Here is a 24,539-nt window from a genome sequence, read left to right as displayed (position 1 = left end):
CGTTTCCCGGAGAGGACCTCACTTGTTCGACGCCGACGTGCACGCCTACCTTCGTTCGGCCGCCGGAGACCAGGCGCACCGGGTCGGACCGTTTGTGATCCGGTTCGACGAGCACGATGACGCGCCGCCGTTCAACTACGCCATCCCCGACGACGGCGCCTCCCCCACCAAGGACGACCTCGCCACGCTCGTCGCGGCGTTCCGCGAGCGGGCCAGGACCCCGAGGTTGGAGTACGTGCCGCAGGGGGCGCCGACCCTGGAGGACGCGCTGCTGGCGGCCGGGTTCACCGCGGAGGGGCGCTACCCGCTCCTGGTGTGCCCGCCGCAGGACGTGGTGGAGGCCCCCGTGGATCCCGCCGTACGGGTGGCGCTGGTGACCGATGACCCCGGGCTATGGAAGGTCGCCGGGGTGATGAACGCGGCGTTCGAGGCGCCGGAGGCAACCGAGCACGACGTCGCGCGGCTGCGGCGGGTCCTGGATCGCGGCGGGCTGGTGGCCGCCGCCGTGGACACCGCGACCGGCGAGGTCGTCGGCGCGGGTCAGCTCGGCGGCCCGCAGGCCGGGGTCGCCGAGGTGGCGGGCATCGCGGTACGCGTGTCACACCGGCGGCGCGGCATCGCGGGCGCGGTCACGGCCCTGCTGACCAGGGCGGGCGCCGAGGCAGGCATCACCACCCCGTTCCTGACCCCGGGTGACGATGCGGCGGGCCGGGTCTACGCCCGCGTCGGCTACCGCAAGGTCGGCGAGATGCTGCACATCTGCCTGCCCAAGTCTCGGGAGAGCGGGACGGCGGCGTAGGGCGAACGCGGTGGGGCGGCCCTGAGCAGGGGCTCTTCCGCCGTGATCGCCCGCAGCTAGACATTTTCCAACAAATGGCAACTTGGGCGAATTGTGCAGAATTATCGCCCATTTCTCGTTAGTTACTCGCGAGTTGCGAACAAAGCTCGCAATCCTCCCCGAGCACAATTCCTGTGGAATCCGGTTCGAGTTGCGAGTACCGGCCTAAAAGGTGAATCATCTTCCCGTTGCACCCGTACCCACCCGGGAGGGGAAATGCATTCTAGCCGCACGCCCGAGTGGCCGGCCGGCACGCTGATGGCCGGTCTCGACCAGAGCGCCGGCCGCGAGCTGCTCGCGCTCGGCACTCCCGTGCGACTGCCCGCCGGCAAGGTCCTCATCAGGCAGTGCGACGAGGACGACCGGCGCGTCTTCCTGCTGCATTCGGCCGGCGCGCACACCGCCCTGGTGAAGGTCACAGCCGGCCTGGCCAACGGCGCGGAGTCCCTGCTGGGCATCCGGGTGAGCGGTGACGTGGTGGGCGAGATGGCCGCCCTGTGCCACGGGCCGCGGTCGGCGACGGTCACACTGTGCTCCGACGCCGTCGTCCACGAGATCCCCGGGCGGGCCTTCCAGGCGTTCCTGGAGCGGCGGCCCGCCGCCGGGATCGCGGTCACCGCCATGGTCGCCGACCGCCTCAACTGGGCAAACCGCCGCAGGGTGGACATGGCCGGCTACGACGTCGCCACCCACCTGCGCGCGGTGCTCGCGGAGATGGTCGAACGCCATGGCCGGCCCACCGCGGAGGGCTACGACCTCGGCGTCAGCCTCACCCAGGCCGAGCTGGGCCGCCTCATCGGAGCCCGACAGGACGCCATCGGCAAGGCCATGCGCTGCCTGAGCAGGAGCGGTCTGGTCAAAACCACATACAAACGGGTGATAGTCCCCAATCCCGATCAATTGCGCCTTCAGCCGACAAACGACTGAAGACGTATTGGTACGGCATTTCTCGGCGGACCGCGTGCAAGGCTGTCGCATCTTCTGAAGCAATTCTCCATGGAGAACGATATGACGATAAATACTGCCCGACACTGGCTGCTGGCCATCGACGTCGTCGGCTACGGCAAAGGGGACGACCAACGCCACCGCAGCATTCAGCGCGTCCTTCTCGAGCTCCTGAACGAGGCGGCCGACGCGGCCGTCCTGCACCGCAAGCGCTGGACCATCCAGTCCACGGGCGACGGCGAGCTGGCCATCATCCCCCTCACCGAGTCCGAGCGGCGCCTGGTCGACGAGTTCATCCGGCACCTCGACCGGCTGCTCACCCAGCACAACGCCTGGCACATCGAGGCGGCCCGGCTGCGGCTGCGGGTGGCCGTCCACGTGGGCGTGGTCGGCCCCGGCGACAACGGATACACCGGCCAGGCGGTCGTGCAGGTCAAGCGGCTGCTCGAGTGCGGGGCGCTCAGGAAGGCGGTCGAGGCGGCCCCGGAAGCGAACATCGTGCTCGTCGTCTCCGACGAGATCCACCGCGGGATGATCAGCCAGGGCTATACCACGTACCGGTCCGACGACTTCCGGCGTGTGCGCGTGGGGCTGAAGGAGTATCGGGGACAGGCCTGGATCCACGTGGTCGCCGGCAAGGCCACCACCTCCGGCTACCACCAGGGGACGTCGTGAACGACTCCGTGCTGTCCGCCCTGGCCACATCGCTCTGGTCCGCCCTCGTGCACGGCGACCTCGACGAGCCCGGCCCGCACGGGAGCTTCGGCGGGCCCGGATCGGATGGAGCCGAGCGCTCGGTTCGGGTTCGTGGCGAGCAGGTGGGCGATGAGTCCGCTCAGTCGCTCGGCCTGCTCTGGGCAAGGCTGTGTGCCCGTCGCGAGCGCCGGGGCCACCACGGGCTGCCCGCCAACCGCGAGGAACTCTATCTGAGCCTCCTGGAACTGCTGCTCGACGACAGCGTGGCCTGCGAGCTCGTCACGCGGATCAGCGTGCCCGCCGATCAGTAGACGCGCCCGCCCCGCGCGTCGGGCACGCTCGATCAGTGGATGCGGCGGCCTTGTGCGTCGGGTATGCCTGACTTGCGCAGGAAGTAGGTGTTGATCTGATCGCGCCACTCCCCTGCGCACCGGACCTGCTCGTCGAGTCGTTCCTTGACCCGGGCGTGCAGGTCCGCGTCTACGCTGCCCGCGAGCTTGTCCCACAGCAGCCGCGTCTGGGCCGCCTCCTCGGCCCCGGCGAAGTGGGTGTCGTAGATGTGCTGGATGAGGGTCGATCCGTTGCGCAGCACGTGCCCGTATGGGACGTGGTGGAAGAAGAGCAGCAGTTCGTCGGGGCAGTCGGCGAGCGACTCGTACACCTGTGACCAGGGCGGTGGGTACTGGCCGGTAAAGCCGGTGCCGGTGGCGCGGGTGCGGTCCACGCCGACGCCGTCCCGGTCGGCGAAGTGGTAGGTGCCCCAGGGGGTGTACTCGTAGCCGTCCACGTCGGGGCCGTAGTGGTGGCCGGGCCGGACCATGAAGCCGACGCCGAGCGGCGCGGTGTAGCGCTCGTAGGTGCGCCAGGAGCCGTCCATCATCGCGTGCAGGGTTCGCCGCGGCTCGTCGCCGGCCGGGGCGAAGGTGAGGTCGATCCACTCGTCGAGGACGGCGGCGGGGTCCAGGTGGGGGTTCCAGGCGAGGCGGCCGAAGGCGTACAGGTTGGCCTGGGCGAGGGGGTGGCCGGTCCAGTACGGGTCGTCGCCGACGTTGGAGACCGCGACGATGTCGGAGGCGAGGGCGGCGACGTCGCGTCCGTCGTCGCCCCAGAAGCGGAAGCCGAGTACGTCGGACCACATCGGGGCCAGGTAGCACACGTGGCGCTGCTGGCCGGTGTACTCCTGTGTCACCTGGAGCTCGACCGCCAGGCGGGTCCTGGGCATGGCGGCGATCACGGGTGAGACCGGCTCGCGCACCTGAAAGTCGATGGGGCCGTATTTGACCTGGAGGACGGCGTTGTCGCGGAAGAGGCCGTCGAGCGGGGCGAAGTGGTCGAAGGCCGCGCGGGCGCGGTCGGTCGTGCGGTCGCGCCAGTCCTGGCGGTGGTTGTAGACGAAGGCGCGCCAGTGGACGACCCCGCCGAACGGCGCCAGGGCGTCGGCGAGCAGGTTCGCGCCGTCGGCGTGGCTGCGTCCGTAGGCGAAGGGGCCGGGCTGCCCCTCGGAGTCGGCTTTCACGACATATCCGCCAAAGTCGGGGATTGTGGCGTACACCTGCTCCGTCGTCTCCCGCCACCACGCCCGCACGTCCGCGTCAAGCGGATCGGCCGTCGGCAGCCCGCCGAGGGCGATGGGCGAGGCGAAGGTGACCGACAGGTGCACGCGGATGCCGTACGGACGCAACACGTCGGCGACGGCCGCCACGTCCCCGAGGCGATCCGTCAGCAGGTGGGCCTCGGTGGCGTGCACGTTGACGTTGTTGACCGCCACCGCGTTGACGCCGCAGGCGGCCAGCAGCCGTCCGTAGGCGCGCACCCGGTCCAGGTCGCGCGGCGCGCCGTCCGCCCAGAAGATCGACCCGCCCGAGTAACCGCGCTCGACCTGGCCCATCACAGGGTGCACGTCGATGTTGTCCCAGTGGTCGAGCATGCGCCGGTGCACGGCGGGCCGGTGGTGCTCAGTCGTTCGCGGGGCCGTGAAGGCCGGCTCGCCGAGGCGGACCACGTGGAAGAAGCCGTACAGCAGGCCGGTCGGGTCGTCTGCGAGGACGACCGTGACGCCGTCGCGGCGGGCCAGCAGATAGGACTGCTCGCCGATCGCGCCTTCGTGCCCGGCCAGGGCCGCCCGCGCGGCGGCGGGCAGGGGCTCCGCCGTGGTGAGGGCGAGCACCAAATCGGCTTCCTCCCCCACGTCGGCCAGGCGACCACCGTGACGAGCGCAGGCGTGGACGACCTCGTCGCGGACGACGCCCGCGCCGGGCGCGAAGACGCGGCGGGAGCCGACTGCCGAGAAGGCCAGAGGCGGCAGCCAGGCGGCGTGCGCGCCGGTCGGTTCAGGGATGGTCACGGGTGAACTTCTCCTGGATTTCGACGATCATCGGACGGCAGTTCCGCAGCAACATCGCCACCAGCGCGAACGCCGCCAGCGCCAGCACCGCCTCCGAGGTGTACAGCGTGATGCCGGCGGCCACGACGAGCAGGCAGAGGTTGCCCACGGTGGCGCCGGGAGTGCGGAGGAGGAAGTAGGAGGCCAGCCGGGCGACGTCCGACGGCCGGAACTCGTACAGGGAGCTGATGACCAGGGCGTTGGCGGCCCAGAGCGTGGCCCCCACCGCGATCACGACGAGCAGCACCGCCCACCAGCCGGGCACGCCGGCGGCGCCGAAGTTGGCAAGGTTCGTCCCGATGACGGCCAGGCCGGCCAGCCATGGAACCCAGATCTTCAGCACGCCGCGCACATTGGCCCGGTAGCCGCGCAGGAACGCCGCCGCCGGCGACAGGTCGCCCAGGTCGCGGCGGCGGTGGTGGAGCGCGTACACCGCCGCGGAGATCGCCGGGCCGAGCGGGAGCGCGCACAGCGCCACGAGCGGCACGTTGCTGGCGTCGTGGTCGAGCAGGATAAGGCCGACCAGGCCGGGCAGGGTGGTGGCCAGCAGCAGGAGCTCGACCACGAGCCAGGTGTAGATCAGGGCGGCGGCGCGCGAGAGCGGCCCTTGGCCGAAGCGGCCCGCGGCGCTCACATCGGTCATCGCCCTTCTCCGGTAGTCCGTCTCACGAAGTGCCGTAGTCCGTGCCCCCGGAGGTGCCGGAAGCCGATCTCCCGCTGGGCCGGCGCCGGCGCGAAGCGGCCGGTGCCGACGCGGAACCGCCAGGCGTCGGACAGCCGCCCCGAGTTCTGTCCGGGGACACGGATGCGCATCAGCCGTGTTCCTTCTTGAAGCGCTCGTAGGCGGTGTTGATGAGGTTTATGTAGGAGCCCATGTTCTTGCCTTCGAGCTCCTTGACGTAGGCGTCCCATTCGCCGAGGTCGCGCTCGCCGAGGATGAACTTGAGCGTGTTCTGGGTGACGTAGTCCTCCAGCGGCGTCTCCCACAGTGTCGCCTGCTCGCGCTCGTCGGCGTTGAACGGGCGCGGCGGGTCGACGGGCAGCGCCTTCCTGGCCTTCATCACCTTCTGGAACTCCAGCTCCTCCTCCGAGAACGTGGACTCCAGGAGCTTGGTGCTGCCGCCGTAGGCGAACACGCCGTTGCCGAAGCCGAAGTCCTTCTGCAGGTGCTTGGGCGCGCCGGGGTTGAGGGCGACGTAGTCGACGTCCTTGGCCAGCTTGTAGTTTCCTGAGGCGTCCTTGGTGAAGGTGACGCCTTCGACGCCCCACTTGGCGAACTCCAGGCCCGCGTCGGAGTACCAGAGCCAGTCGATGAACTGCATCATGGCGACGAAGTTCTTGTTCTCCAGGGCCTTCTTGGAGATCATGATGCCGTTCTCGAGGCGGGTGCCGACCTTGACCTCGCCGAGCGGGCCGACCGGCACCGGGATCTTGACGATCTTGGCGTCGGGGTTCGTCTTCTCAAGCTGCGACCGGTATTCGTTGACCAGCGTCTGCGCGTTGGTGCTGATCACGAAGGACTTTCCGGCGGTGAACTTGGCCTTGGCGGTGTCGTCGCTCTGGGTGAAGCTCTCGGGGTCGAGCAGTTTCTCCTTCACGAGCTTGTTGAGGTAGACCAGCATCTGCTTGTACTGCTCCATGGCGCCGGTGAAGACGTACTTCCCGGTGGCGGTGTCGAACGTCGCGTTGTGGTAGTCCCAGCCGCCCTGGGTGCCGTACGCCTGGCCGACCATCTTGAGCAGGTTGCCGCCCGCCGTCGGGATGCCCCACCGGTCGGTCATCGGGTACAGGTCGGGGTGTTCCGCCTTCATCGCCTTGAGCACGGTGTAGAGGTCCTCCCAGGTCTTGGGGACCTCCAGCTTGAGCTTTTCCAGGATGTCGGTCCTGACCGCCAGCGAGTAGTCGATCCAGATCTCCTCGTGCAGGCCGGGCAGCAAGTAGTAGCGGCCGTCGGCCTGCATGAGCTCCTTCAGGTCACCCTCCAGGTTCCACTTGGCGATCTTGTCCTTGAAGTTCGGCATCAGGTCGACGTACTCGCTGACCGCCAGGATCGCGCCGGAGGCGACGAACGGCTCCTCCTGAGGCGTGTAGGTCTTGGGGATGATGAACGGGGCGTCGCCGGCGCCGATCAGCAGGGCGCGCTTCTGCTCGTAGTCGCTCAGCGGCACCACGACCGGCTTGAACGTGACATTGGTGCGCTTGTTGAGCTCGGTCCAGAACAGCCAGTCGTTCTTGATCGGGTAGAACGGGTGGTTGTTGTACAGGACGTCGAACGAGAGCGGCTCAGTCGCCTTGAACTGCTGGTTGACGCCGTAGTTGGCCATCGCGCCCGCTTTGTTCGACGTCAGGTCCTGGGCGCCCTTCTTCGCGGCTTCGTCCTCGCCGCAGCCGGCGGCCAGGAAGGTCAGCGCACCCAGGCCGACGAGGGCCTGACGACGGGATATTTCGCGCATCGGGGGGTTCCTTTCGAAATGGGGAGGGCTAGCCCTTGACCGCGCCGAGCATGACGCCGGAGACGAAGTACCGCTGGACGAACGGGTAGACCGCCAGGATGGGCAGGACCGTCAGCACGATCGTCACCGACTGGATGTTGGCGGCCGCCTGCGTCACCTCGGAGGCCGCCGCGCCGGCGGCCTCGGCGCCGGTGGCCCCGGCGATGAGATTGCGCAGGTAGACCGTCACCGGGAAGAGTTCTGACTCGTTCATATAGAGAAACGCCGCGAACCATGAGTTCCAGAACGAGACGGCGTAGAAGAGCACCATCGTGGCGATCACCGCCTTCGACAGCGGCAGCACGACCCGCCACAGGATGCCGTAGGTGTTGAGGCCGTCGATGGCGGCGGCCTCCTCCAGTTCGTGCGGCAGGCTCTCGAAGAACGCCTTCATGACCAGCAGGTTGAAGACGTTGATGGCATTGGGCAGGACGATGGCCCAGATGCTGTTCTTCAGCCCGAGGCTGGTGATCAGGACGTAGTTGGGGATCAGCCCGCCGGAGAAGAACATGGTGAACAGGGCGATGCCCACCAGGGTGTTGCGGCCTTTGAGGCGCTTCTTCGACAGGACGTAGGCGTAACAGGTGGTCAGCACGATCGAGATGATCGTGGCGACGACCGTGTAGATCACCGTGTTGCGGTAGTTGATCCAGAACATCGGGTCCGAGGCCACGATCCTGTAGGTCGTGAGGTTGAACCCGCGCGGGATGAGGTTGACCTCGCCCGAGATGATGTAGCGCTCTTCGCTGAACGACCGGGCGATGATGTTGATGAAGGGGTAGAGCGTCACGGCCACGACACCGGTCAGGATGATGCCGTTGACGACCTGGAAGAGGCGGTAGCCCCTGCTCGTGCCGAGTGTCACCACAGGCTCGTCCCAACTGTGCGACGGGAGACCAGGTTCGCCGACAGGACGAGGATCAGGCCGATGACGGCCTCGAACAGCCCGATCGCCGCGGCGTAGCTGAAGTTGCTGGAGACCACGCCCATCCGGTACAGATACGTGGAGATCACGTCGGCCGTCGGATACGTCAGCGGGTTGTAAAGCAGCAGGACCTTCTCGAAGCCGACGGCCATGAACGTCCCGATGTTGAGGATCAGCAGGGTGACGATCGTGGGCCTGATGCCGGGGAGCGTCACATGCCAGGTCTGCCGCCAGCGGCTGGCGCCGTCCATGCGGGCCGCCTCGTACAGGCTGTCGTCGATGGTGGTGAGCGCGGCCAGGTAGAGGATCGTGCCCCAGCCCACGGTCTGCCAGATCTCGGAGGAGACGTAGATCGTGCGGAACCAGTCGGGCTGCTGCAGGAAGGTGACGGGGTCGTTGCCGAGCACCTTCACCATCTGGTTGATGGGCCCGTCGATGGAGAGCATCTGCATGGTGATCGCGGCCACGATCACGATCGACAGGAAGTGCGGCAGGTAGGACACCGACTGGACGAAGCGTTTGAGCAGGCGGTTCTTGACCTCGTTCAGCAGCAGCGCCAGCATGATCGGCAGCGGGAAGCAGAACAGCAGGGTCAGCGTGCCCAGCACCAGGGTGTTGGTGAAGACGTTCCAGAACGTGGGGTCGCTGAGGAACATCCGCACGTAACGCAGGCCCACCCACGACTCGCCCAGCACGCTTCCGCCCGGCTCGAAGCGGCGGAAGGCGATGATGTTGCCGATCATGGGCACGTACCGGAAGATCGCGAAGAACAGCAGCGGGAGGATCGCCAGCGAATAGAGCTGCCAGTCGCGGCGGAACGCGCCCCTCCAGCCACCGGGGCGGCGGCGGGCGCCGCGTTGGGGTCGCCCGCGCGCGGGCGGCGCCGCGGTCTGAGTTGTGCTCATCCTCCTACCTCCGGTTCTATGCGGGTCAGCGGCAGCAGCCGTCTGTCGTGGCCGATCTCGCGCTCGGCGCCGACCAGGCGCAGCGGCAGGGCGGCCGTCACGTCCGCGCTGGATCGGCAGAAGCGCAGTTCGACGTCGCCCGGCTCGACGATGCGCCGGCCGCGCAGCCCGGTGAACGAGGTGAGGTCGGCCGGGACCTCGAACGTCACGCGCGCGGCCCGGCCCGGTTCCAGGGGGACGCGGGCGTAACCGATCAGGCGCGCCACAGGCCGCGTCGTCTGCGCGACCGGGTCGTGCAGGTAGAGCTGGACGGTCTCGGTGCCGGCCCGCTCGCCGGTGTTGCGGACGGTGATCTCGACGCTCGCCTCACCGTCGACCGGCCACTCGGCCGGCCCGCGCACGGCCGCGTCACTCCACTCGAAGGTGGTGTAGCTCAGGCCGTGCCCGAAGGGGAAGGCGGGGGTCGGGTCGATGGACGACACATCCGTGGGGCCCCCGAGCGGCGGCGTCAGGTACGTCGAGGGCAGGCCGCCGGCGCCGCGCGGGACGCTGACCGGCAGGCGGCCCGACGGGTTCACCGCGCCAGTGAGCACCTCGGCCAGCGCCTGGCCGCCGCGCTGGCCGGGGAAGAAGCCGTAGAGCACGGCCGCGGCGGCGTCGAACTCGGCGCCCAGCGCGTACGGGCGGCCCGCGAGCAGCACCAGCACCACGGGGGTGCCGGTGGCCAGCACCGCGCGGACGAGGTCGGCCTGCACGCCCGGCAGGCGCAGGTCGGCGGCGTCGCAGCCCTCGCCGGAGGTGCCGCGGCCGAACAGGCCCGCCCGGTCGCCGACGGCCAGCACGCACACGTCGCTGCCCGCCGCCGCGGCGACCGCCGCCTCGATGCCCGAGGTGTCGTCGCCGGTGATGTCGCAGCCCCGCTCGTAGGCGAGGTCGGGGACGAGCGCGCCGAGCGCCTGGCGCAGCGACGGGATGTCCACGCCGAGCCCGTGCTCGGGGTGCGGGCCGACGTGGGTGGGGAAGGCGTAGCAGCCGAGCATCGCCATCGGGTCGTCGGCGACCGGGCCCACGAGCGCGACCCGCCGGCCTGCGGGCAGCGGCAGGATGCCGCCGGTGTTGCGCAGCAGCACCACGGACTGCCTGGCCAGGCGGAGCGCGAGGGCCTGGCTGTCGGCGTCGTCGAGGCGGACCTGCTCGGCGTCGCCGGGCAGGGGCCGGAAGTCCGCGTCGAGCAGGCCGAGTTCGGCCTTCTGGGCCAGCACGCGGCGCAGGGCGCGGTCGATCAGCGCCTCCTCGACCTCTCCCGCCTTGACCGCCTCGATCAGGGGGGTGCCGAACGTGTCGACCGTGGGCAGTTCCACGTCGATCCCGGCGCGCAGGGCAAGTGCGGCCGCGCCCGCCGCGTCGGCGGCCACGCGGTGCAGCCGCTCCAGGAACCGGATCGCGAAGTAGTCGGCGACCAGCGTGCCTTGGAAGCCCCATTCCTCCCGTAGCAGCCCGGTGAGCAGGCTCTCGTCGGCGGCGGCGGGGACGCCGTCGATCTCGGTGTAGGAGTGCATGACCGACCGGGCGCCGCCCAGGCGCAGCGCCATCTCGAACGGCGGCAGGATCACGTCGGCCAGTTCCCTGCGGCCCATGGCCACGGGCGCGTGGTTGCGTCCGCCGCGGGAGGCGGAGTAGCCGGCGAAGTGCTTCAGCGTGGCGACGACTCCGGCGCTCTCGATGCCGCGCACGTAGGCCGCGCCGAGGGTCCCGACCAGGTACGGGTCCTCGCCGATCGTCTCCTCGGTTCGGCCCCAGCGGTAGTCGCGGGTGACGTCGAGGACGGGCGCCAGCCCCTGGTGGATGCCGGCGGCGCGCATCGAGCGGCCGATCCGCCCGGCCATCTCCTCGATCAGTTCGGGATCGAAGCAGGCGCCCCAGCTCAGCGGCGCCGGGTACACCGTGGCCCCCCAGGCGGCGAAGCCGGTCAGGCACTCCTCGTGGACCTGCGCCGGGATCCCGAAGCGGCTGGTCGCCACGATCTCCTTCTGGGAGGCGACCAGCGAGCGGGCTCCGGCGACGGGGTCGACCGGCGCGGTCCCGAACGGGCGGGTGAGCTGCCCGAGCCCGTTGGCGATGACCGAGCCCCACTCCACGCTGTTCATGTCGGACTGGTGCGGGGCGACGCCTCCCCCTGAGGCGTCGGCGCCGACCCAGACTCCGACGAGTTGGGCGATCTTCTCTTCCAGCGTCATGAGCGGGATGAGCGCCTCGGCCCGTTCGGCGGGCGACAATCGGGTGTCCCGCCACGGCACCGACTCCGGGCTCGTGTCGATTGGTACCTGGCGACTCATGCCATCCCTTCGGCTGGTGCCCGGCGCCCGTCGCGCGCTGCCGACGGGCAGCGTTACGCTACCGTGACGCCGAAACTTTCAAAAAGATCCGCTTAATATTGCGGCAACATAGGGGGGACCGTCAGACGTGTCAAGAGCTCTGCCAACTGCTATGTTGCCAGTCCGTCCGGCGACGGTTCCGCTGATCCCGGCGCCAACATGAGCACCATCCGACACTAAACTTGCCCGAAAGTTTCGGAAACTAATATGAGACCCCGATGACAACTTCCCGCCCAGCCGTCGCCCGCCGCTCGGCCACGATCGCGACCATCGCCGAAGAGGTCGGCGTGTCCGCGGCGACCGTCTCCAAGGTCCTCAACGGCCACCCCGACGTCGCGCGGGAAACCCGGGCGCGCGTGGAGGACAGCCTTGAGCGCCACCGCTACCGCCGCCGCGCCAAGCGGCAGCCGGCCGAGACGGCGCAGCTCCACCTGGTCTTCCACGAGTGGGACTCCGTGTGGGCGATGGAGATCATGCGCGGCGTCGAGGCCGTGGCCGCCACCGCGAAGGTCGACCTGGTGCTCTCGCAGCTCGGGGGCAGGCACCGGCCGTCGGAGGAGTGGCTGAACGGCGTGCTCGGCCGCCGCCCCGTCGGCGTGCTGTTCGTGTTGTGCGGCCTGACGCAGGCCCAGCAGCAGAAACTGCGGCGCCGGCACATCCCCTTCGTGGTGGTCGACCAGGACAGCGCGACGTCGGCGTCGGTGCCGACCGTCGGCTCCAACAACTGGGACGGCGGCCTGCTGGCCACCCGCCACCTGGTGGAGCTGGGCCATCGCCGGATCGCGGTCATCTCGGGGCCGCAGGACGTGCTGTGCAGCAGAGCCCGCGTGGCCGGCTTCCAGTTCGCGCACGACGAGGCGGGGCTGACGGTCGATCCCGGCCTGGTGCGCTACGGCAACTTCCAGGTCGACGCCGGCTACGAGCACGGCATGGAACTGCTGACCCGCGCCGACCGGCCGACCGCGATCTTCGCCGGCTCCGACATGCAGGCCATGGGCGTGCTGCGGGCGGCCCGCCGCCTCGGCCTGGACGTGCCCGGCGACCTGTCGGTGATCGGCTACGACAACCTGCCCGTGGCCGCGTGGATCGACCCCGCCCTGACCACCGTGAACCAGCCCCTGCGCGACATGGCGGGCATCGCCGCCCAGATGCTGCTGGACCTGTCTCGCGGCGTGGACCTGGCGACGAGCCGGATCGACCTGGTGAACGAGCTGGTCGTCCGCGAGAGCACCGCCCCACCGGGCTGAGAGGTTTATTCCACGTCTACGCTCTCTCTGTCAAGATCGAGTTTGACCGAAGGGAGCTAGAGGTGGCAATGGCCGACGCCGGCATCCGGCGATTAATCGTGGACTCCGGAGAACCCCGGCAGTGGGTGTCTCCGCGCGGTGACCTGGTTACCGCGCTGCTCGGCGTGTGGTTCGGCGTCGGGTTGATGATCGACGCCTGGGCGCACACGAGCCGGAGCGAGCTGGAGACCTTCTTCACGCCGTGGCACGCGGTGTTCTACTCGGGGTTCGTCGTCGTGTCCGGCTGGATCTGCTGGCAGGTCTGGCGCAACGTCAGGACCGGACGGCAAGGGCTCGCGGCGGTGCCCATGGGCTACCTGGCCGGACTGCTGGCGATCCCCGCGTTCGCCGCCTTCGGCTTCGCCGACCTGACCTGGCACACCGTCCTCGGCATCGAGACGGAGCTCGACATCCTGTTCAGCCCGTCGCACCTGGGGCTGGTCACGACGATGCTGCTCATCATCACCTCGCCGGTGCGCTCCGCCTGGAGCGCACCCGACGTGGGCGAGCGGCCGTCGCTCGGCAGGCTGCTGCCCGCGCTCATCGGGCTGGCGTTCGCGACCACGCTGGTGTCGCTGTTCCTGTCCTACGGCGACGCCCTGCAGTACGGCCCGCGTACCGTCGTCGAGGCCTTCTCCAGCGTGGAGGGGACCTCGCGCCCGGCGCACCTGGCCACCGCCATGGTGGTCTCCAACGTCGTCCTGCTCTCCCCCGTGCTGCTGATGGTGCGCCGCTGGCGCCTGCCGTTCGGCGCCGTGACCATCATGTACGCGCTGGCGGTGCTGATGCCGGGCGCGCAGACGGAGTTCACCAACGTGCCGATCCTGCTGGCGATCGTGGTCGGCGGCCTGGCCGGTGACCTGCTGATCCTGTGGCTGAAGCCGTCCGCGGACCGGCCGAAGGCCTACTGGGCCTTCGGCGCGCTGTCGGCGCTGATCACCTGGTCGCTCTACATCGGGGTCGCCTCGGCCACGGGCGGCGGCCTGCCCGCGGTGCCCGAGCTGTGGACCGGCGCGCCGGTCGTCGCCGGGCTGATCGGCCTGGTGCTGGCGGCGCTGTTCCTGCCCAACGCCCGCCGGGCATGACCGAGCTTGTCGAGGTCATCAATAAGCAAGGAAACATGGGCCCGACGAAGGAGGGTTCATGACCGAGCTTGTCGAGGTCATCAATAAGCAAGGAAACATGGGCCCGGCGAAGGAGGGTTCATGATCCTGCGCGTCGTCGTCCTCGTCGTCTTCCTGGTGGTGGCGAGCGCCGCCCCGGCGGCCGCGCACAACGTGACGGCCGGTGCGGACCTGCGGATCGCGCAGACGATCGCGGGCACGGAGCTCACCGTGGTGATCAAGGGCACGTCGCGGGTTCCCGGCCCGTTGCGGATCGGCGTCGTCGCCTTCCAGCCGGTCGGCGACCTGCCCATCTCCTTGGAAGTGCGCTCGGTCGAGGACGGCCGTACGGTGACGGGCGTGGCACGCGCCGCCCCGGAACCGCAGTACACGCCGCTTCAGGTGGCGCGGACCGGCCCGCACGAGCTGAGGTTGCGTGCCGGGAACGAGGTCGCCGTGCTGCCGTTCCGCGTGCTGGTGGACCGGGGCTCCGCGGGCGACTTCGTGATCTACGGCGGCCTGTTCGTGGCGGGGCTGCTGATGGTGGGCGGGCTGCTCACCGGGGCGCTGTCACGGCGGGGCCCGGCGATGGCGCTGGCCGCGGGGGCCACGGCCGCGGTGACGGTGGCCGTCATGGTCGTCGTCGCCGAGCCGATCCTGCCCCCGCCCTCTCCGGACGGGGCCGCGCCGACGGCGCAGACGCCCGCAGCCGGGCGGCCGTTCGCGCAGGCGCGGGTGGCGACCGTGCCAGAGCGGCCCTCGGCCGGGCAGGAGTTCACGTTGCGGGTCGATCTCGTCGACGGCTCCACCGGGCGGCCGGTCGACGATCTCGTCCTGCATCACGAGGCGCTCGTCCACGTGGTGGTGACCAGCCAGGACGGGCGGTTCTTCCGGCACCTGCACCCGCTGCGGACCGCGCCGGGACGGCTGGAGGTGCGGCTGCGGGCCGAGCGGGGCGGGCGGTATCTGGCCCATGCGGAGCTGGAACGGGAGGATTCGGGCGGGCAACTGCTGGCCGGGGACTTCCGCGTCGAGGGAGCCGACGGTGAGGGCTCCCCCGACGCCGGGGACTTCGCGACCGGGCGCTGGGATGTCGGCGCCGAACCGCCCGCGGGGGTCGTGCCGCGGGTGCAGCCCGCCGCGCCCGTCGCGGGTCGTCCCGCGACGATCGAACTCGACCCCTCCGGGGCCGTGCGCCCGTGGCTCGGCATGGCCGGTCACCTGCTCGTCCGCAGCCAGAACGGCGCGTTCCTCGGCCACGTGCACGAGATGGGCGCGCCGGGCAACCGGCGGCTGCGCTTCACCTTCACCTTCCCCGAGCCGGGACGGTACTTCGCCTGGGTCCAGTACGCCCTGCGCGACCGCATCGTGACCGTGCCGTTCACCATCGAGGTCTCATGAAACGGATCCTGGCCCTGGCCGCCCTGGTGGTGGCCGCGGCGGTCGTCTTCATCGTCGGCAGCCTGTCGGCGGCCGAGCCGTTCGAACAGAGCGTCACGGGCACGCGCTACGCCGCCACCGTCCTGATCCCCGAGCCGGTCACGGGCAAGGCCGGGGTGGAGGTGCGGGTGAAGTCCGGCGACGCGAACGCCGTGGCGGTCTCGGCGGTGATGCCCGAAATGGGGCACGCGGTCCCCGAGGCCACCGCCAAGCAGGCCGCGCCCGGCAGATTCGTCGCCGCGGGCGAACCGTTCTCCATGTCGGGCGTGTGGGAGTTGTCGATCCGGCTGAACGGGGCGGCGGGCGAGGAGACGCTCACCGTCAAGGCGCTCATCGCGAAATGACGACGGCGCTCCGGCAGGGGGACAGCCCCTGCCGGAGCCTGCCAAGTTTCGCTATTCGCGGCCTGGGAGGCCCCCCGGCTTCTCCTGGAAGACGGCCCGTCCCGCCTCGAGGACCCGGCCTGAGACCGATACGAGTGCTTTCCCTGCCTCGGTGAATTCATTCATGAACGCGGCGAAGAGATCGGTGTTGCCGGGATCCAGGCTCTGCCGGCAGTCCCCGCTGGCTTTCTCCACCTGGGTGATGAATGTCCGCCAGACCGCTTGGATCTCGGGCTCGGGGACCGGGAAGTAACGGTCCGCGTCGCGGGCGATCTGCCCCATGTCGACGCACAGGGGGCGGAGGAGGGCCGGGTCGATGGTGCCGCGCCCGGAGTCCGCGGCATCTTGCTGGGCCGCGATGAGACTCTTGAGGACGGTCAGGTAGCGATCCTGCAGGTCCTGCCCACCGCGGAACCACCAGGCCGCCACCTGCAGGCGCCTGGTGCTGTCAGGCACGGCCGTGTCGTCGACGGGCACCAGCTGTCGCGCATCAATCCTGGAGATGCGTCCGGACGGGTTCTGTTCGAACGGGTTCTGTCCGGACGCTGCAACGGTTGCCGCCACCGCTGCGGCGGACAACGCCAACGCGCAGAGGCGACGGGCGGTGAGCCGACCCCTCACCGGTCCGGGCCTCGGCTCGGGGACCGTGTCTTCCGTTCTGGACCGCCACGCCCTCCGGGCCGCTGACACGATCGCGGCCGCGATGACGGCGGCGATCGCGGTGAGCACAAGGACATAGCCCAGGAGCATGTGGACGAGTGCCCAGGCCACGCCCGGCTGCCACTGGCAGTTGGTCGCCAGCGTGTTCAGCGGAGGGAGGCATCCATCCACGGAGACGAGCACGAAGTGACCGGCAAGGCCGCCCAATGCCACGCTCTCGGCGGTGATCAGCGTGACGAGCAGCCGGTAGCGGCGTGCCAGGACGCTCGCGGCGACGGCGGCCGCTGTGGGCCCGGCCACCAGGGCCACGAGCGCCCACGCCTGGTAGATCAGGAGGTAGAGGGGCCGTTGCCCGGACGGGGGCTGCCAGGTGTGCATGTACCCCTTCACGGTCGCGACGGCGGCCCAGCACGTCAGCACGCCCGCCAGTGCGACCAGCAGCACGCGCCGAAACGGCGGCAACACCTCCTCTGGCGCAGTCGCTCTGCCGGCTCCGCCCAGGACGCCGAATGCCCAGCGGGGCGGGACCGTGGCCGGACGGAGCGTCCAGGCGAGCAACGGCACCACCCACAAGGCCGTGACCGCGGACAGGATGAGAGGCCCTTCAAGGGTCGACAGCGGTTCCAACACCACGCCGATCACCGACAACATGGCCGGATCGTCGTTGGGCAAGGCACCGAAGGTGTCCTGTAACACCCGCCCCGTCCCGGCACCGAAGATCAGCCCTAGGCTCACCAGCAGCGTGCCCTGGCTCGACCACCACGCGAACCACGAAGTCAGCACCAGCCACGCGGCCGCCAGGCCCAGGAACATGGCCGGCCGGATCGTACGTCCCGGCCACGCTCTGACCCAGAGCTGAGCGCACTGCGCGGTCCACCAGCCGAACGCCGCTCCGGCGAACAGAACCAGCGCCAGGACCAGCGGGTGGTTCGGCACCCACAGCCCAATCGCAACCCGGTTGTAAACCAGTTCGCCGGCCACCAACCCGGCTCCCAGCCACAGCCCCGCACGCACGCCGGAGGGCGTGCGGCGCCCGGTGAGTACCGCGTGGGCCACGGCCCGCCACAGCGCTGTACCGGCCACCCCGCTGGTCAGACCCGCCGCCATCAGCGCAGTCGTCGTCGGAACCGCCCAGGCATCGCCGACGAATGACCAGTATTCTCTCGCCTGAGTCTCGATCAGCAGGGCAGCGGCCCCGGTCAGGAACATCGGCAGCGCCTGCACACCGAACAGTGCCGCCGGGTCGGTCAGAGCGTCCTGGCGCAGTTTCCAGCGTGGGTGGGTGCGCCACAGTTCGACGAAGGAGCCAAGTGCCCGCCGCAGCCTGCCCCCGGCCTGGTCGGATACGGTGAACGCCCAGCCGCGCGGATCCGCGCCCCAGCGCACCGCGGCGAGGTCGGCGTAGATCTCCCGGTTGCGCAGCACGTCCGAGCGGGCGAGGTAGACCAGCGTGATCATGACGACCGCAAGCAGCAGTTCACGCGTCGCATACGGTGCATCAGCGGGCCACCACCGCGACCGCGCGGAAGTGGGGATCCGGCTGAGTTGCCAGATGACGTACGGCAGGAGCACCAGGGCCATGAACACTCGCCACACGGCGATGGTGGTGTAGGTGAGAGTGACGTCGCCGTTGCGGATGTGGGCGAATTCGTGCAGGGCCACTGCTCGGAACGCGGTGGGGTCGGTGTTCCTGCGGGCGAGCAGCCCGCCGTGCAGGCACACGATCGGCCGGCGGTTGCTGCCGAACACCACCGCGCTGGTGGAGGCTGCCGCCGGGTCGACGACGACTCGTGGCAGGCGGTCCAGGCCGGCCACCGCCGCGAAGTCCGCCAGCCTGCGCCGGATCTCGCCGTCGTGGTCGATCGCCTCCAGCGGGACGAGCCGGCCGCGCCGTGCCTTCCACCGCGGCAGACACCAGAACAGCACGACGGTCGCCGCCACCAGCAGGGCCGGCCACAGCAGGGTCAGCCACAATGGCGCCCCAGGCTCGTAGCGCTCCCGGCATGCCTGGTAGGCCTCGAAGTACGGAACAATCCTGGCGGTGCTGGCTCGGCCTACACCCTGGTTGGGATCACCTCCGGCGGCGAGCAGACAACCGTAGTCGGATGCGCCATAGAACTGGTTGGTCACGGTCAGCATCATCGAGCCGCTGCTCACCAGCAGCAGGACCAGCAGCAGGGTGAACCGCACGGTCGTGCCTGCGACCATCGCCCGCTCGTCGATTCGTGGCGGGGCGATCACGCTCGCCATCGCTAGTCCAGGGCCGCGGTGTCGTCGCTGCCAGGACCGCCCGGTTCATCGGCATTCTTCCCTGCGGCGGCCAGGGCGAGCCTGCCCGCCACGGCGTCGGCGATGAGCTGCGCGCGGCTTTCCTCCAGCCCGTGCTTCACGGCGGTCTCGACCACCTGCTGGTGGACTTCGGCAAGCTGTTCGCGTGTCAGGTCAGGGACGACCACGTCCGCCGTCGGCCTGCGCAAGAGCTTGCGTAGCGCGGCTTTCGTCCCTTTGACCGTGACTTCCCCGGCTTCGCTCCCGATCCGCCGCGCGGCCTCGTCAACCACCAGCCACACCACCGGAGTCACCAGCACTGCGATCTCACCCAGGCCGAACCCCAACGGTTCACGCCGACCGCCTCTGCGGCCCAGCCGCCGCCTGACCGCGTCGTCGTCGAGCCCGGCCAGCCCGTCCACGAGCATGAGTTCTTCTGGCGCGACCTCGGCCACCACGTCGCGGACCACGTCGAGCACCCTGGTATCGCCCGCGCTACGCCTGTTGCTGGCGGGTAAAGCTGCTTCAGAACTCATGGCATCCCCCGCTTTGCCGTGTTCCGCGCATGGATATGGCGCCGTGCAGGAGCACCATCGTGGCCGAAGGAACGTGACGACGCAGGCGAAACCCGTGAGGTATAAGGATTCGCTCTCGCAGATCCCGGCTCGGCAAAGCCTCGACCCCGATATTCCTGGGTATACGCGTATGGCATTCAGCTCACTCAGCACTGGATCCGGTGGCTACGGTGGCCTTCGCCGATCGGGCTCTTACGTTGGGGGGCAGGGATGGATCCGCTGGTGTCAGTCGCGGCAATCGCAGTGGTGACCGCCTGCCGAGCGGGTAACCGACAGGCCGATCAGGACCTGGGGTTTCCAGCAGGCCGCGAACAGCACATCAATGAACGATGAGCGCTCTCCCTGAGCAGCCCGCGGACGGGGAGCAGGCTCGCCCCGATTTCCACGCCGCCGGCGAGGCGGTGGACTCCTGCCCCTACCCGGGGTTGGCCCCGTTCGAGCCCGAGCAGGCCCGCTGGTTCTTCGGCCGGGACCGGCTGCTCGAAGAGCTGACCGCGCGCCTGGAGGAGCATACACAGCATGGCGGCCCGCTGATGGTGGTGGCCCCCTCAGGGGCGGGGAAGTCATCGCTGCTGCGGGCCGGGTTGATGCCCGCGCTGGAGGACGGCGCCCTTCCCGGGTCGCAATACTGGCTGCGGCTGCTGTTCACTCCCACCGCCCGGCCGATGGCGGCTTTGAGGGCGAGCCTGGAGACATTGCCCGGCATCGGGTCCGAGCGGGCCGGTGAAGCGATCGAGGCCGGGGCCCAGCAGTGCGCGCGGCTGCTCCACGAGACGCTACGAGACGGTGACGCCGATTCGGACGTCAGCGGGCCACGCTTGGTCGTGATCGTCGATCAGCTCGAAGAACTGTTCACCCAGTGCCCAGACGAGCCGGAGCGACGCCGCTTCATCGAGGTGATCACTGAGCTGGCCGGCCCCGGCCCCGAGGCAGGCCCTCCGGTGGCGCTGGTCGTGTGCGGCCTGCGCTCGGACTTTTACCCCCGCTGCGCCGACTATCCCCGATTGCGGGCGGCGTTGCAGGACGGCCAGGTGCCTGTTGGACCGATGTCCCAGGATGAACTACGCGAAGCGATCCAGTACCCGGCCCGGGACGTGGATGTGGATGTCGAGCCGGAACTGGTCGAACGCCTGCTCAGCGATCTGGGGGCCACCACCGGTGACGGGTATGAGGCGGGGCGTCTGCCGTTGCTGGCCCACGCGCTGCGCGCCACCTGGCAGCAGCGCCACGGCCACACCCTGACCGTGGACGGCTACCGTGTCACCGGCGGCATCCAGCGAGCCGTGGCCACCACCGCCGAGCGCGTCTTCCTCGGCCTGGATGAGGCGGATCAGCAAACCGCCCGGGCCCTGTTCCTGCGCTTGGTCACCATCAGCGACGGCGTCGACGATGTCCGGCGTCGTGTGGCCCGTACCGATCTCCTCAGCGCAGGCTTCGACAGTGGTTCGACCGCCGCGGTCGTGGACGCCTTCACGCACGGCCGCCTGCTCACCCAGAACCAGGACACCGTGGAGATCACCCACGAGGCGCTGCTGTCCGCCTGGCCCCGGCTGCGTGAGTGGGTGGAGGCCGACCGCGAGGTCCTCATCACCCACCACGCCCTCGCCGACGCCGCGCGCCGCTGGCATCGGCACGGCCGCGAGCGCGGCGACCTGCTGCAGGGCACCGCACTCGACCAAGCCGTCACCTACGCCCTGGCCGGGCCCCGGCACCTCACGCCCGATCTTCTCGAACGTTCCTTCCTCGACCACTCGATACGCGCCGTCCGGCGCACAGGTCGCAACCGCACGCTGCTCAGCGCCGCCTTGGCCGTCCTGCTCGCCGTCGCCGCCGGTACGGCGATCGTGCAGGGGCGGACCTTGGCGGAAAGGAGCCGGACCATCACTCACCAGGGCGATGAGGCCGTCGCCGCCCGCATCGCCGGCCAGGCAGCCGACCATCTGGGCCTGGTCGACGCGGCCACCGCCAAACAGCTGGCCGTCGCCGCCGCGAGCCTCGCCCCGGATGCTTACGCCACCCGCCGTGCCTTGTCCACGCTCTACAACCAACCGGTGCTCTACACCTATCGCCCCCCGGGAGTCGACGGCCATTGGGAGTGGACCGAGACTGACACCGGCCGCGTGGAGGCCGCCGCCCGGTCCCTGGGCCACGAGGTGAAGATCATTGACGTGGATCAGCGGAAGGTGACACGCACCATCACCCTGACCGGAACCCCGATCGCCGAATCGGGCTTCACCAGGATCGTGTCCGTCAGCGGCGACGGCAAAGTGGTAGCCGTAGTGCGTCAGGACGGCACCGTCGGTCTCTGGGACACCGCGACCGGACGTGCCTGGCCGGTTGCCTTTCGTGTCTCCATTCCGTACATCGCGCTCAACGAGACGGGAACACGGCTGGTCAGTCCCGAAGGCAGTGGCAAGGCGCTGCGCACCAAGGTGTGGGACACCGCCACAGGGAAGCCTGTCTGGGAGCACCCCGGTAGCCTGGCGGCGGGTGACGGCAAGTATCTGATCTACGCGCGAGGGACGACACTGCAATGGCGCGACCTGGAGACGGGTCAACGAACACCCCGGCAGCGGCTCGTCCTGGATGGGGAACCGATCAGCGACCTGAGCGTCAGCCCTGACGGCAAAATCCTGGCGGTACGGCAGCGCGGCGGCAACTCGTTGGGGATCATCCGTCTCGACGACGTCGACAAGAGCGGAAGAATCGGCAAGTACGGCCCCGGTGTCCCTGTCCCTGCGGGGGTGAGGTGGTTGACGATCCCGCCCGACTCGAAGGGTCGCATCGGCTTCAGCTCCGACAACCGATACCTGAACGTGGGCGCCACGATCTGGGACCTCGATGAGACCTATTTCAACCAGCCGGTCTTCCAGTACGCGGACACGAACTGTCTCGACTTCGTCTTCGGCCCAGGGGACCGTACGCTGCGCTGTGTCCGTGACGATGTCACCGTCCTGTCTCTCAGCGCGCTCCGCGACCCCGTCCAGCTCATCCCCGAGTACCTCGACACGGCGGTGACCAGCACGGACGGCATGACCCTCGCGCTGCGACGCTTCGACTACCGCGGCGTGGAGATCTGGGATCCCATCAGGCGCACCCTCCGGGCGACACTGCCCATCCCCAAGCCCGACTGGGGGAAGGACCCCGGACGGTTTGAACTGTCGCAGGACGGGCGGCTGTTGGCCTACATCCACGGCAATGGGGACATCGACATCTGGGACGTCGCCTCCGCGACCAGGAAGAACACGCTGAGAACCCACCACAAGCTCGGCGCCCGCACGCCGGTGGCCTTCTCCCCGGACGGCAAGACCTTGGCGGTGGCCACCCTCACCGGATACACCACCCGGCTCGACCTGTGGGATGTCCGATCGGCAACCCGCCGCGCCACCTCCACCGGCCGGCGGCAGGCGACCACCCGGGTAGTGGCGTTCTCCCAGCTTGACGAGCCCTCCCAGATCCTTTTCAGCCACGACGGACGGACCGTCATCTCCGCGCCCGACCAGGGCGTGGTCGACGTCGCCACCGGCAAGAGACTGACGGCTCCCAGCACCGAGCTGTTTGAGCCCCTGGCGCTCAGCAAGAACGGAGTCCTCGCCGATCGAGTCGGCATGGACAAAACGCTCACCGTCTATGACGGTCGCACTCTCCGGAGACTGGCGCGTGCCCGGATCAACAGTAGGTTCCCCCGTTGGATGAGGTTCTCTCCTGACGGAGACCTGCTCGCCATCGCCGAAGGGTCTTCGGACCAGATCCGGCTGTGGCATGTGCCCAGCAGGACCCCTTACGGGCCCGTGCTGACCAGCTTCCCCACCAGCACGATCAAGACCCTCGCCTTCACACCGGATGGTTCGTCCGTCCTCGCTCTCGACGACGAGGGCCGCCTGCGCACGACCCTCATCGCACCCGGCCAGATCAAAGCCGCGCTGTGCGCCCAGTTTGGCCCGCTGTCCGAAGCGGACTGGAAGACCTACATTCCGGAAGTCCCTTACCGGAAGACTTGCTGATCGTCACGGCGGGAAACCACCCGCAGGTAAGGCACGTCTCTGACACCGGCGGTCGCCACGGACACCACTTGCCCCAATTTCATCTAATTTCCCCCATTGACGAAAAATCCTTACATGGTACTCATAGATCGAGTCGGAAACCTTCAGTACACCTCATCGGGGGACCCGTTCACGAGCTCACCCTAGGAGGACGCGCATGGCGCGCAGCCAGCCCACCGACCCGCCGATCGACTTACTCGCGCCCGTCCAAGGAGAGGTCTCCTGGTTCTGCTGCGGAACCGCATGGGGGCCGTGCAGCAGCACAGGCAAGGGCGCCTGCGGCACCTGCAACTCAGGAAACCTCCAGCACGCCTGGCCCAACACCTCCGACGCCTGCTGGGACATCACCCGTCCCGACCGCTGCGGCGTCAGCCTCTCCCGCAGGACCTGCGGGTTCCGTCACCGCATCACGGCGCTGTGCAGCGGCTCCAGCGTCGTCACCGCCATCGCCGACTGCGGCCCGCAGACCGACCTGTTCTGCGGCGAACGCAGTTGCTGCGGCGCGACCTGCGCCGACAACCGGCTGATCGACCTCACCCCGGCCGCCTACAGCGCGATCGCCAGCCTGTCCTCCGGGCTGCGGCCGTGCTCGATCGACACCGCGTGAGGAGACGGCGATGACCAGTAGAAGAGATCTGTTCAGGTCCGCCGTGCTCGGCGGCGGCGCGAGCGTCGTGGCCGCGACCGCGCTGGGCTCGCTCGGCCCCGAGGCGGCCTTCGCCAACACGGCGCCGGGGGTCGAACCGGGCGCCCCCGACCCGAACTTCGCCGAGGGCCGCATCCGTTCGATCAAGGACAACACGCTGCTCGTCCTGGGCTCGAACATGGTCATCCACAACATCAGGGTCGTGGACGGCACGAGCCTGTGGAAGCTCGGTCCCGTGGGCTTCGACCAGGCCAAGCCGGGTGACGGCCTGTACGCGCGCGGCGTCCGCATGCCGGACGGCGTGCTCGCGGCCGAGTCGGTCTGGCTCAACATCGTCAACATCAAGGGGCACATCAAGAACATCACCGACAAGAAGCTCCACATCGATCACAACGGGCATGAAGTGGTCTGCCACGTCGTGGCCGGCAAGTCGGTCGCGGTGCACTCGGAGTCGCCGCCGTCGTCCGACCTGTCGATGCTGAAGGTCAGCCAGCACGTGCAGATTCTCGGCGCCTGGCGCCCCGACACGAACGAAGTCGACATCGCCACCGTCTTCTCCCCGCACTAGGAGCCTGC

The 24,539-nt window shown here is 69.4% G+C and carries 20 protein-coding genes; 11 read left to right on the top strand and 9 right to left on the bottom strand.

The genetic code is table 11. From position 1 onward, the window contains the following. Nucleotides 1–22: 22 nt before the first annotated feature. From ACFOY2_RS29120 to ACFOY2_RS29105, 4 genes are all read left to right on the top strand, one after another. Nucleotides 23–799 (top strand): GNAT family N-acetyltransferase, encoded by a 777-nt coding sequence (locus tag ACFOY2_RS29120; protein ID WP_379531273.1) that lies wholly within the window; start codon nucleotides 23–25, stop codon nucleotides 797–799. A gap of 255 nt (nucleotides 800–1,054) precedes the next feature. Continuing rightward, nucleotides 1,055–1,765, top strand: coding sequence for a Crp/Fnr family transcriptional regulator (locus ACFOY2_RS29115; RefSeq protein ID WP_379531272.1), 711 nt, complete (start codon nucleotides 1,055–1,057; stop codon nucleotides 1,763–1,765). An 81-nt stretch (nucleotides 1,766–1,846) separates the two neighbouring features. Next, entirely contained in the window at nucleotides 1,847–2,458 is a 612-nt protein-coding gene (locus tag ACFOY2_RS29110) for a hypothetical protein (RefSeq protein WP_379531271.1), read from the top strand. Further along, complete coding sequence (locus tag ACFOY2_RS29105; protein WP_379531270.1) at nucleotides 2,455–2,790, top strand: hypothetical protein; 336 nt, start codon at nucleotides 2,455–2,457, stop codon at nucleotides 2,788–2,790. The genes ACFOY2_RS29110 and ACFOY2_RS29105 overlap by 4 nt, the downstream gene beginning before the upstream one ends. 32 nt (nucleotides 2,791–2,822) lie before the next feature. Here the strand turns inward: ACFOY2_RS29105 and ACFOY2_RS29100 are convergent, their stop codons facing one another. The 7 genes from ACFOY2_RS29100 to ACFOY2_RS29070 are packed head-to-tail and all read right to left on the bottom strand — an operon-like array spanning nucleotide 2,823 to nucleotide 11,520. Next, complete coding sequence (locus ACFOY2_RS29100) at nucleotides 2,823–4,823, bottom strand: alpha-glucuronidase (protein ID WP_379531269.1); 2,001 nt, start codon at nucleotides 4,821–4,823, stop codon at nucleotides 2,823–2,825. After that, nucleotides 4,810–5,505, bottom strand: a complete 696-nt coding sequence (locus tag ACFOY2_RS29095; protein ID WP_379531268.1) for a hypothetical protein — start codon at nucleotides 5,503–5,505, stop codon at nucleotides 4,810–4,812. The genes ACFOY2_RS29100 and ACFOY2_RS29095 overlap by 14 nt, the downstream gene beginning before the upstream one ends. Continuing rightward, nucleotides 5,502–5,675: a hypothetical protein gene (locus ACFOY2_RS29090; protein ID WP_379531267.1), complete on the bottom strand. Its 174-nt coding sequence runs from the start codon at nucleotides 5,673–5,675 to the stop codon at nucleotides 5,502–5,504. Before ACFOY2_RS29090 ends, ACFOY2_RS29095 begins: the two co-directional genes overlap by 4 nt. Next, complete coding sequence (locus ACFOY2_RS29085) at nucleotides 5,675–7,315, bottom strand: ABC transporter substrate-binding protein (RefSeq protein ID WP_379531266.1); 1,641 nt, start codon at nucleotides 7,313–7,315, stop codon at nucleotides 5,675–5,677. Before ACFOY2_RS29085 ends, ACFOY2_RS29090 begins: the two co-directional genes overlap by 1 nt. Nucleotides 7,316–7,343: 28 nt before the next feature. Beyond that, the gene (locus ACFOY2_RS29080; RefSeq protein ID WP_379531265.1) at nucleotides 7,344–8,219 is read right to left on the bottom strand and encodes a carbohydrate ABC transporter permease; all 876 of its coding nucleotides are present in this window, start codon (nucleotides 8,217–8,219) and stop codon (nucleotides 7,344–7,346) included. Continuing rightward, the gene (locus ACFOY2_RS29075; RefSeq protein ID WP_379531264.1) at nucleotides 8,216–9,184 is read right to left on the bottom strand and encodes an ABC transporter permease; all 969 of its coding nucleotides are present in this window, start codon (nucleotides 9,182–9,184) and stop codon (nucleotides 8,216–8,218) included. The genes ACFOY2_RS29080 and ACFOY2_RS29075 overlap by 4 nt, the downstream gene beginning before the upstream one ends. Further along, a complete protein-coding gene (locus ACFOY2_RS29070) occupies nucleotides 9,181–11,520 on the bottom strand; it encodes a beta-xylosidase/alpha-l-arabinosidase (protein WP_379531263.1) in 2,340 nt (779 codons plus the stop codon). Before ACFOY2_RS29070 ends, ACFOY2_RS29075 begins: the two co-directional genes overlap by 4 nt. Nucleotides 11,521–11,777: 257 nt before the next feature. Here ACFOY2_RS29070 and ACFOY2_RS29065 point away from each other — a divergent pair, with 257 nt between their 5' ends. From ACFOY2_RS29065 to ACFOY2_RS29050, 4 genes are all read left to right on the top strand, one after another. Next, a complete protein-coding gene (locus ACFOY2_RS29065) occupies nucleotides 11,778–12,806 on the top strand; it encodes a LacI family DNA-binding transcriptional regulator (protein WP_379531262.1) in 1,029 nt (342 codons plus the stop codon). Between the two features lie 68 nt (nucleotides 12,807–12,874). Beyond that, nucleotides 12,875–13,930, top strand: coding sequence for a hypothetical protein (locus tag ACFOY2_RS29060; RefSeq protein WP_379531323.1), 1,056 nt, complete (start codon nucleotides 12,875–12,877; stop codon nucleotides 13,928–13,930). A gap of 120 nt (nucleotides 13,931–14,050) precedes the next feature. Continuing rightward, nucleotides 14,051–15,349 (top strand): hypothetical protein, encoded by a 1,299-nt coding sequence (locus ACFOY2_RS29055; RefSeq protein WP_379531261.1) that lies wholly within the window; start codon nucleotides 14,051–14,053, stop codon nucleotides 15,347–15,349. Further along, a complete protein-coding gene (locus ACFOY2_RS29050) occupies nucleotides 15,346–15,732 on the top strand; it encodes a hypothetical protein (protein ID WP_379531260.1) in 387 nt (128 codons plus the stop codon). The genes ACFOY2_RS29055 and ACFOY2_RS29050 overlap by 4 nt, the downstream gene beginning before the upstream one ends. 51 nt (nucleotides 15,733–15,783) lie before the next feature. Here ACFOY2_RS29050 and ACFOY2_RS29045 read toward each other — a convergent pair whose 3' ends face one another. Both ACFOY2_RS29045 and ACFOY2_RS29040 read right to left on the bottom strand, forming a co-directional pair. Then, nucleotides 15,784–18,681 carry a M48 family metalloprotease gene (locus ACFOY2_RS29045; RefSeq protein ID WP_379531259.1) on the bottom strand — a complete coding sequence of 966 codons (2,898 nt, stop codon included), beginning with the start codon at nucleotides 18,679–18,681 and terminating at the stop codon, nucleotides 15,784–15,786. A gap of 2 nt (nucleotides 18,682–18,683) precedes the next feature. Further along, on the bottom strand, nucleotides 18,684–19,235 hold the full coding sequence (locus ACFOY2_RS29040) for a hypothetical protein (RefSeq protein ID WP_379531258.1): 552 nt from the start codon (nucleotides 19,233–19,235) through the stop codon (nucleotides 18,684–18,686). A gap of 368 nt (nucleotides 19,236–19,603) precedes the next feature. On the opposite strand from ACFOY2_RS29040, the gene ACFOY2_RS29035 reads away from it, so the two are divergent. The 3 genes from ACFOY2_RS29035 to ACFOY2_RS29025 all read left to right on the top strand — a co-directional run bounded on the left by ACFOY2_RS29035 (nucleotide 19,604) and on the right by ACFOY2_RS29025 (nucleotide 24,531). Beyond that, on the top strand, nucleotides 19,604–23,278 hold the full coding sequence (locus ACFOY2_RS29035; protein ID WP_379531257.1) for an NACHT and WD repeat domain-containing protein: 3,675 nt from the start codon (nucleotides 19,604–19,606) through the stop codon (nucleotides 23,276–23,278). Nucleotides 23,279–23,474: 196 nt separating this feature from the next. Continuing rightward, on the top strand, nucleotides 23,475–23,924 hold the full coding sequence (locus ACFOY2_RS29030; protein ID WP_379531256.1) for a hypothetical protein: 450 nt from the start codon (nucleotides 23,475–23,477) through the stop codon (nucleotides 23,922–23,924). A 10-nt stretch (nucleotides 23,925–23,934) separates the two neighbouring features. After that, nucleotides 23,935–24,531, top strand: a complete 597-nt coding sequence (locus ACFOY2_RS29025) for a cell wall protein (RefSeq protein WP_379531255.1) — start codon at nucleotides 23,935–23,937, stop codon at nucleotides 24,529–24,531. Nucleotides 24,532–24,539 lie beyond the last annotated feature (8 nt).

The sequence above is a fragment of the Nonomuraea purpurea genome, from assembly GCF_042650645.1.
GTDB lineage: Bacteria > Actinomycetota > Actinomycetes > Streptosporangiales > Streptosporangiaceae > Nonomuraea > Nonomuraea purpurea.
Note: the sequence above shows the minus strand (reverse complement) of the source record. Positions and strands in the feature narration are given on the sequence as shown.

Bases quoted from the DNA above. Each gene is read 5' to 3' on its own strand.
- ACFOY2_RS29115 (WP_379531272.1), top strand. From the start codon at position 1,055: ATGCATTCTAGCCGCACGCCCGAGTGGCCGGCCGGCACGCTGATGGCC.
- ACFOY2_RS29110 (WP_379531271.1), top strand. From the start codon at position 1,847: ATGACGATAAATACTGCCCGACACTGGCTGCTGGCCATCGACGTCGTC.
- ACFOY2_RS29095 (WP_379531268.1), bottom strand. From the start codon at position 5,505: ATGACCGATGTGAGCGCCGCGGGCCGCTTCGGCCAAGGGCCGCTCTCG.
- ACFOY2_RS29090 (WP_379531267.1), bottom strand. From the start codon at position 5,675: ATGCGCATCCGTGTCCCCGGACAGAACTCGGGGCGGCTGTCCGACGCC.
- ACFOY2_RS29085 (WP_379531266.1), bottom strand. From the start codon at position 7,315: ATGCGCGAAATATCCCGTCGTCAGGCCCTCGTCGGCCTGGGTGCGCTG.
- ACFOY2_RS29075 (WP_379531264.1), bottom strand. From the start codon at position 9,184: ATGAGCACAACTCAGACCGCGGCGCCGCCCGCGCGCGGGCGACCCCAA.
- ACFOY2_RS29070 (WP_379531263.1), bottom strand. From the start codon at position 11,520: ATGAGTCGCCAGGTACCAATCGACACGAGCCCGGAGTCGGTGCCGTGG.
- ACFOY2_RS29065 (WP_379531262.1), top strand. From the start codon at position 11,778: ATGACAACTTCCCGCCCAGCCGTCGCCCGCCGCTCGGCCACGATCGCG.
- ACFOY2_RS29060 (WP_379531323.1), top strand. From the start codon at position 12,875: ATGGCCGACGCCGGCATCCGGCGATTAATCGTGGACTCCGGAGAACCC.
- ACFOY2_RS29055 (WP_379531261.1), top strand. From the start codon at position 14,051: ATGATCCTGCGCGTCGTCGTCCTCGTCGTCTTCCTGGTGGTGGCGAGC.
- ACFOY2_RS29050 (WP_379531260.1), top strand. From the start codon at position 15,346: ATGAAACGGATCCTGGCCCTGGCCGCCCTGGTGGTGGCCGCGGCGGTC.
- ACFOY2_RS29045 (WP_379531259.1), bottom strand. From the start codon at position 18,681: ATGGCGAGCGTGATCGCCCCGCCACGAATCGACGAGCGGGCGATGGTC.
- ACFOY2_RS29040 (WP_379531258.1), bottom strand. From the start codon at position 19,235: ATGAGTTCTGAAGCAGCTTTACCCGCCAGCAACAGGCGTAGCGCGGGC.
- ACFOY2_RS29035 (WP_379531257.1), top strand. From the start codon at position 19,604: ATGAGCGCTCTCCCTGAGCAGCCCGCGGACGGGGAGCAGGCTCGCCCC.
- ACFOY2_RS29030 (WP_379531256.1), top strand. From the start codon at position 23,475: ATGGCGCGCAGCCAGCCCACCGACCCGCCGATCGACTTACTCGCGCCC.
- ACFOY2_RS29025 (WP_379531255.1), top strand. From the start codon at position 23,935: ATGACCAGTAGAAGAGATCTGTTCAGGTCCGCCGTGCTCGGCGGCGGC.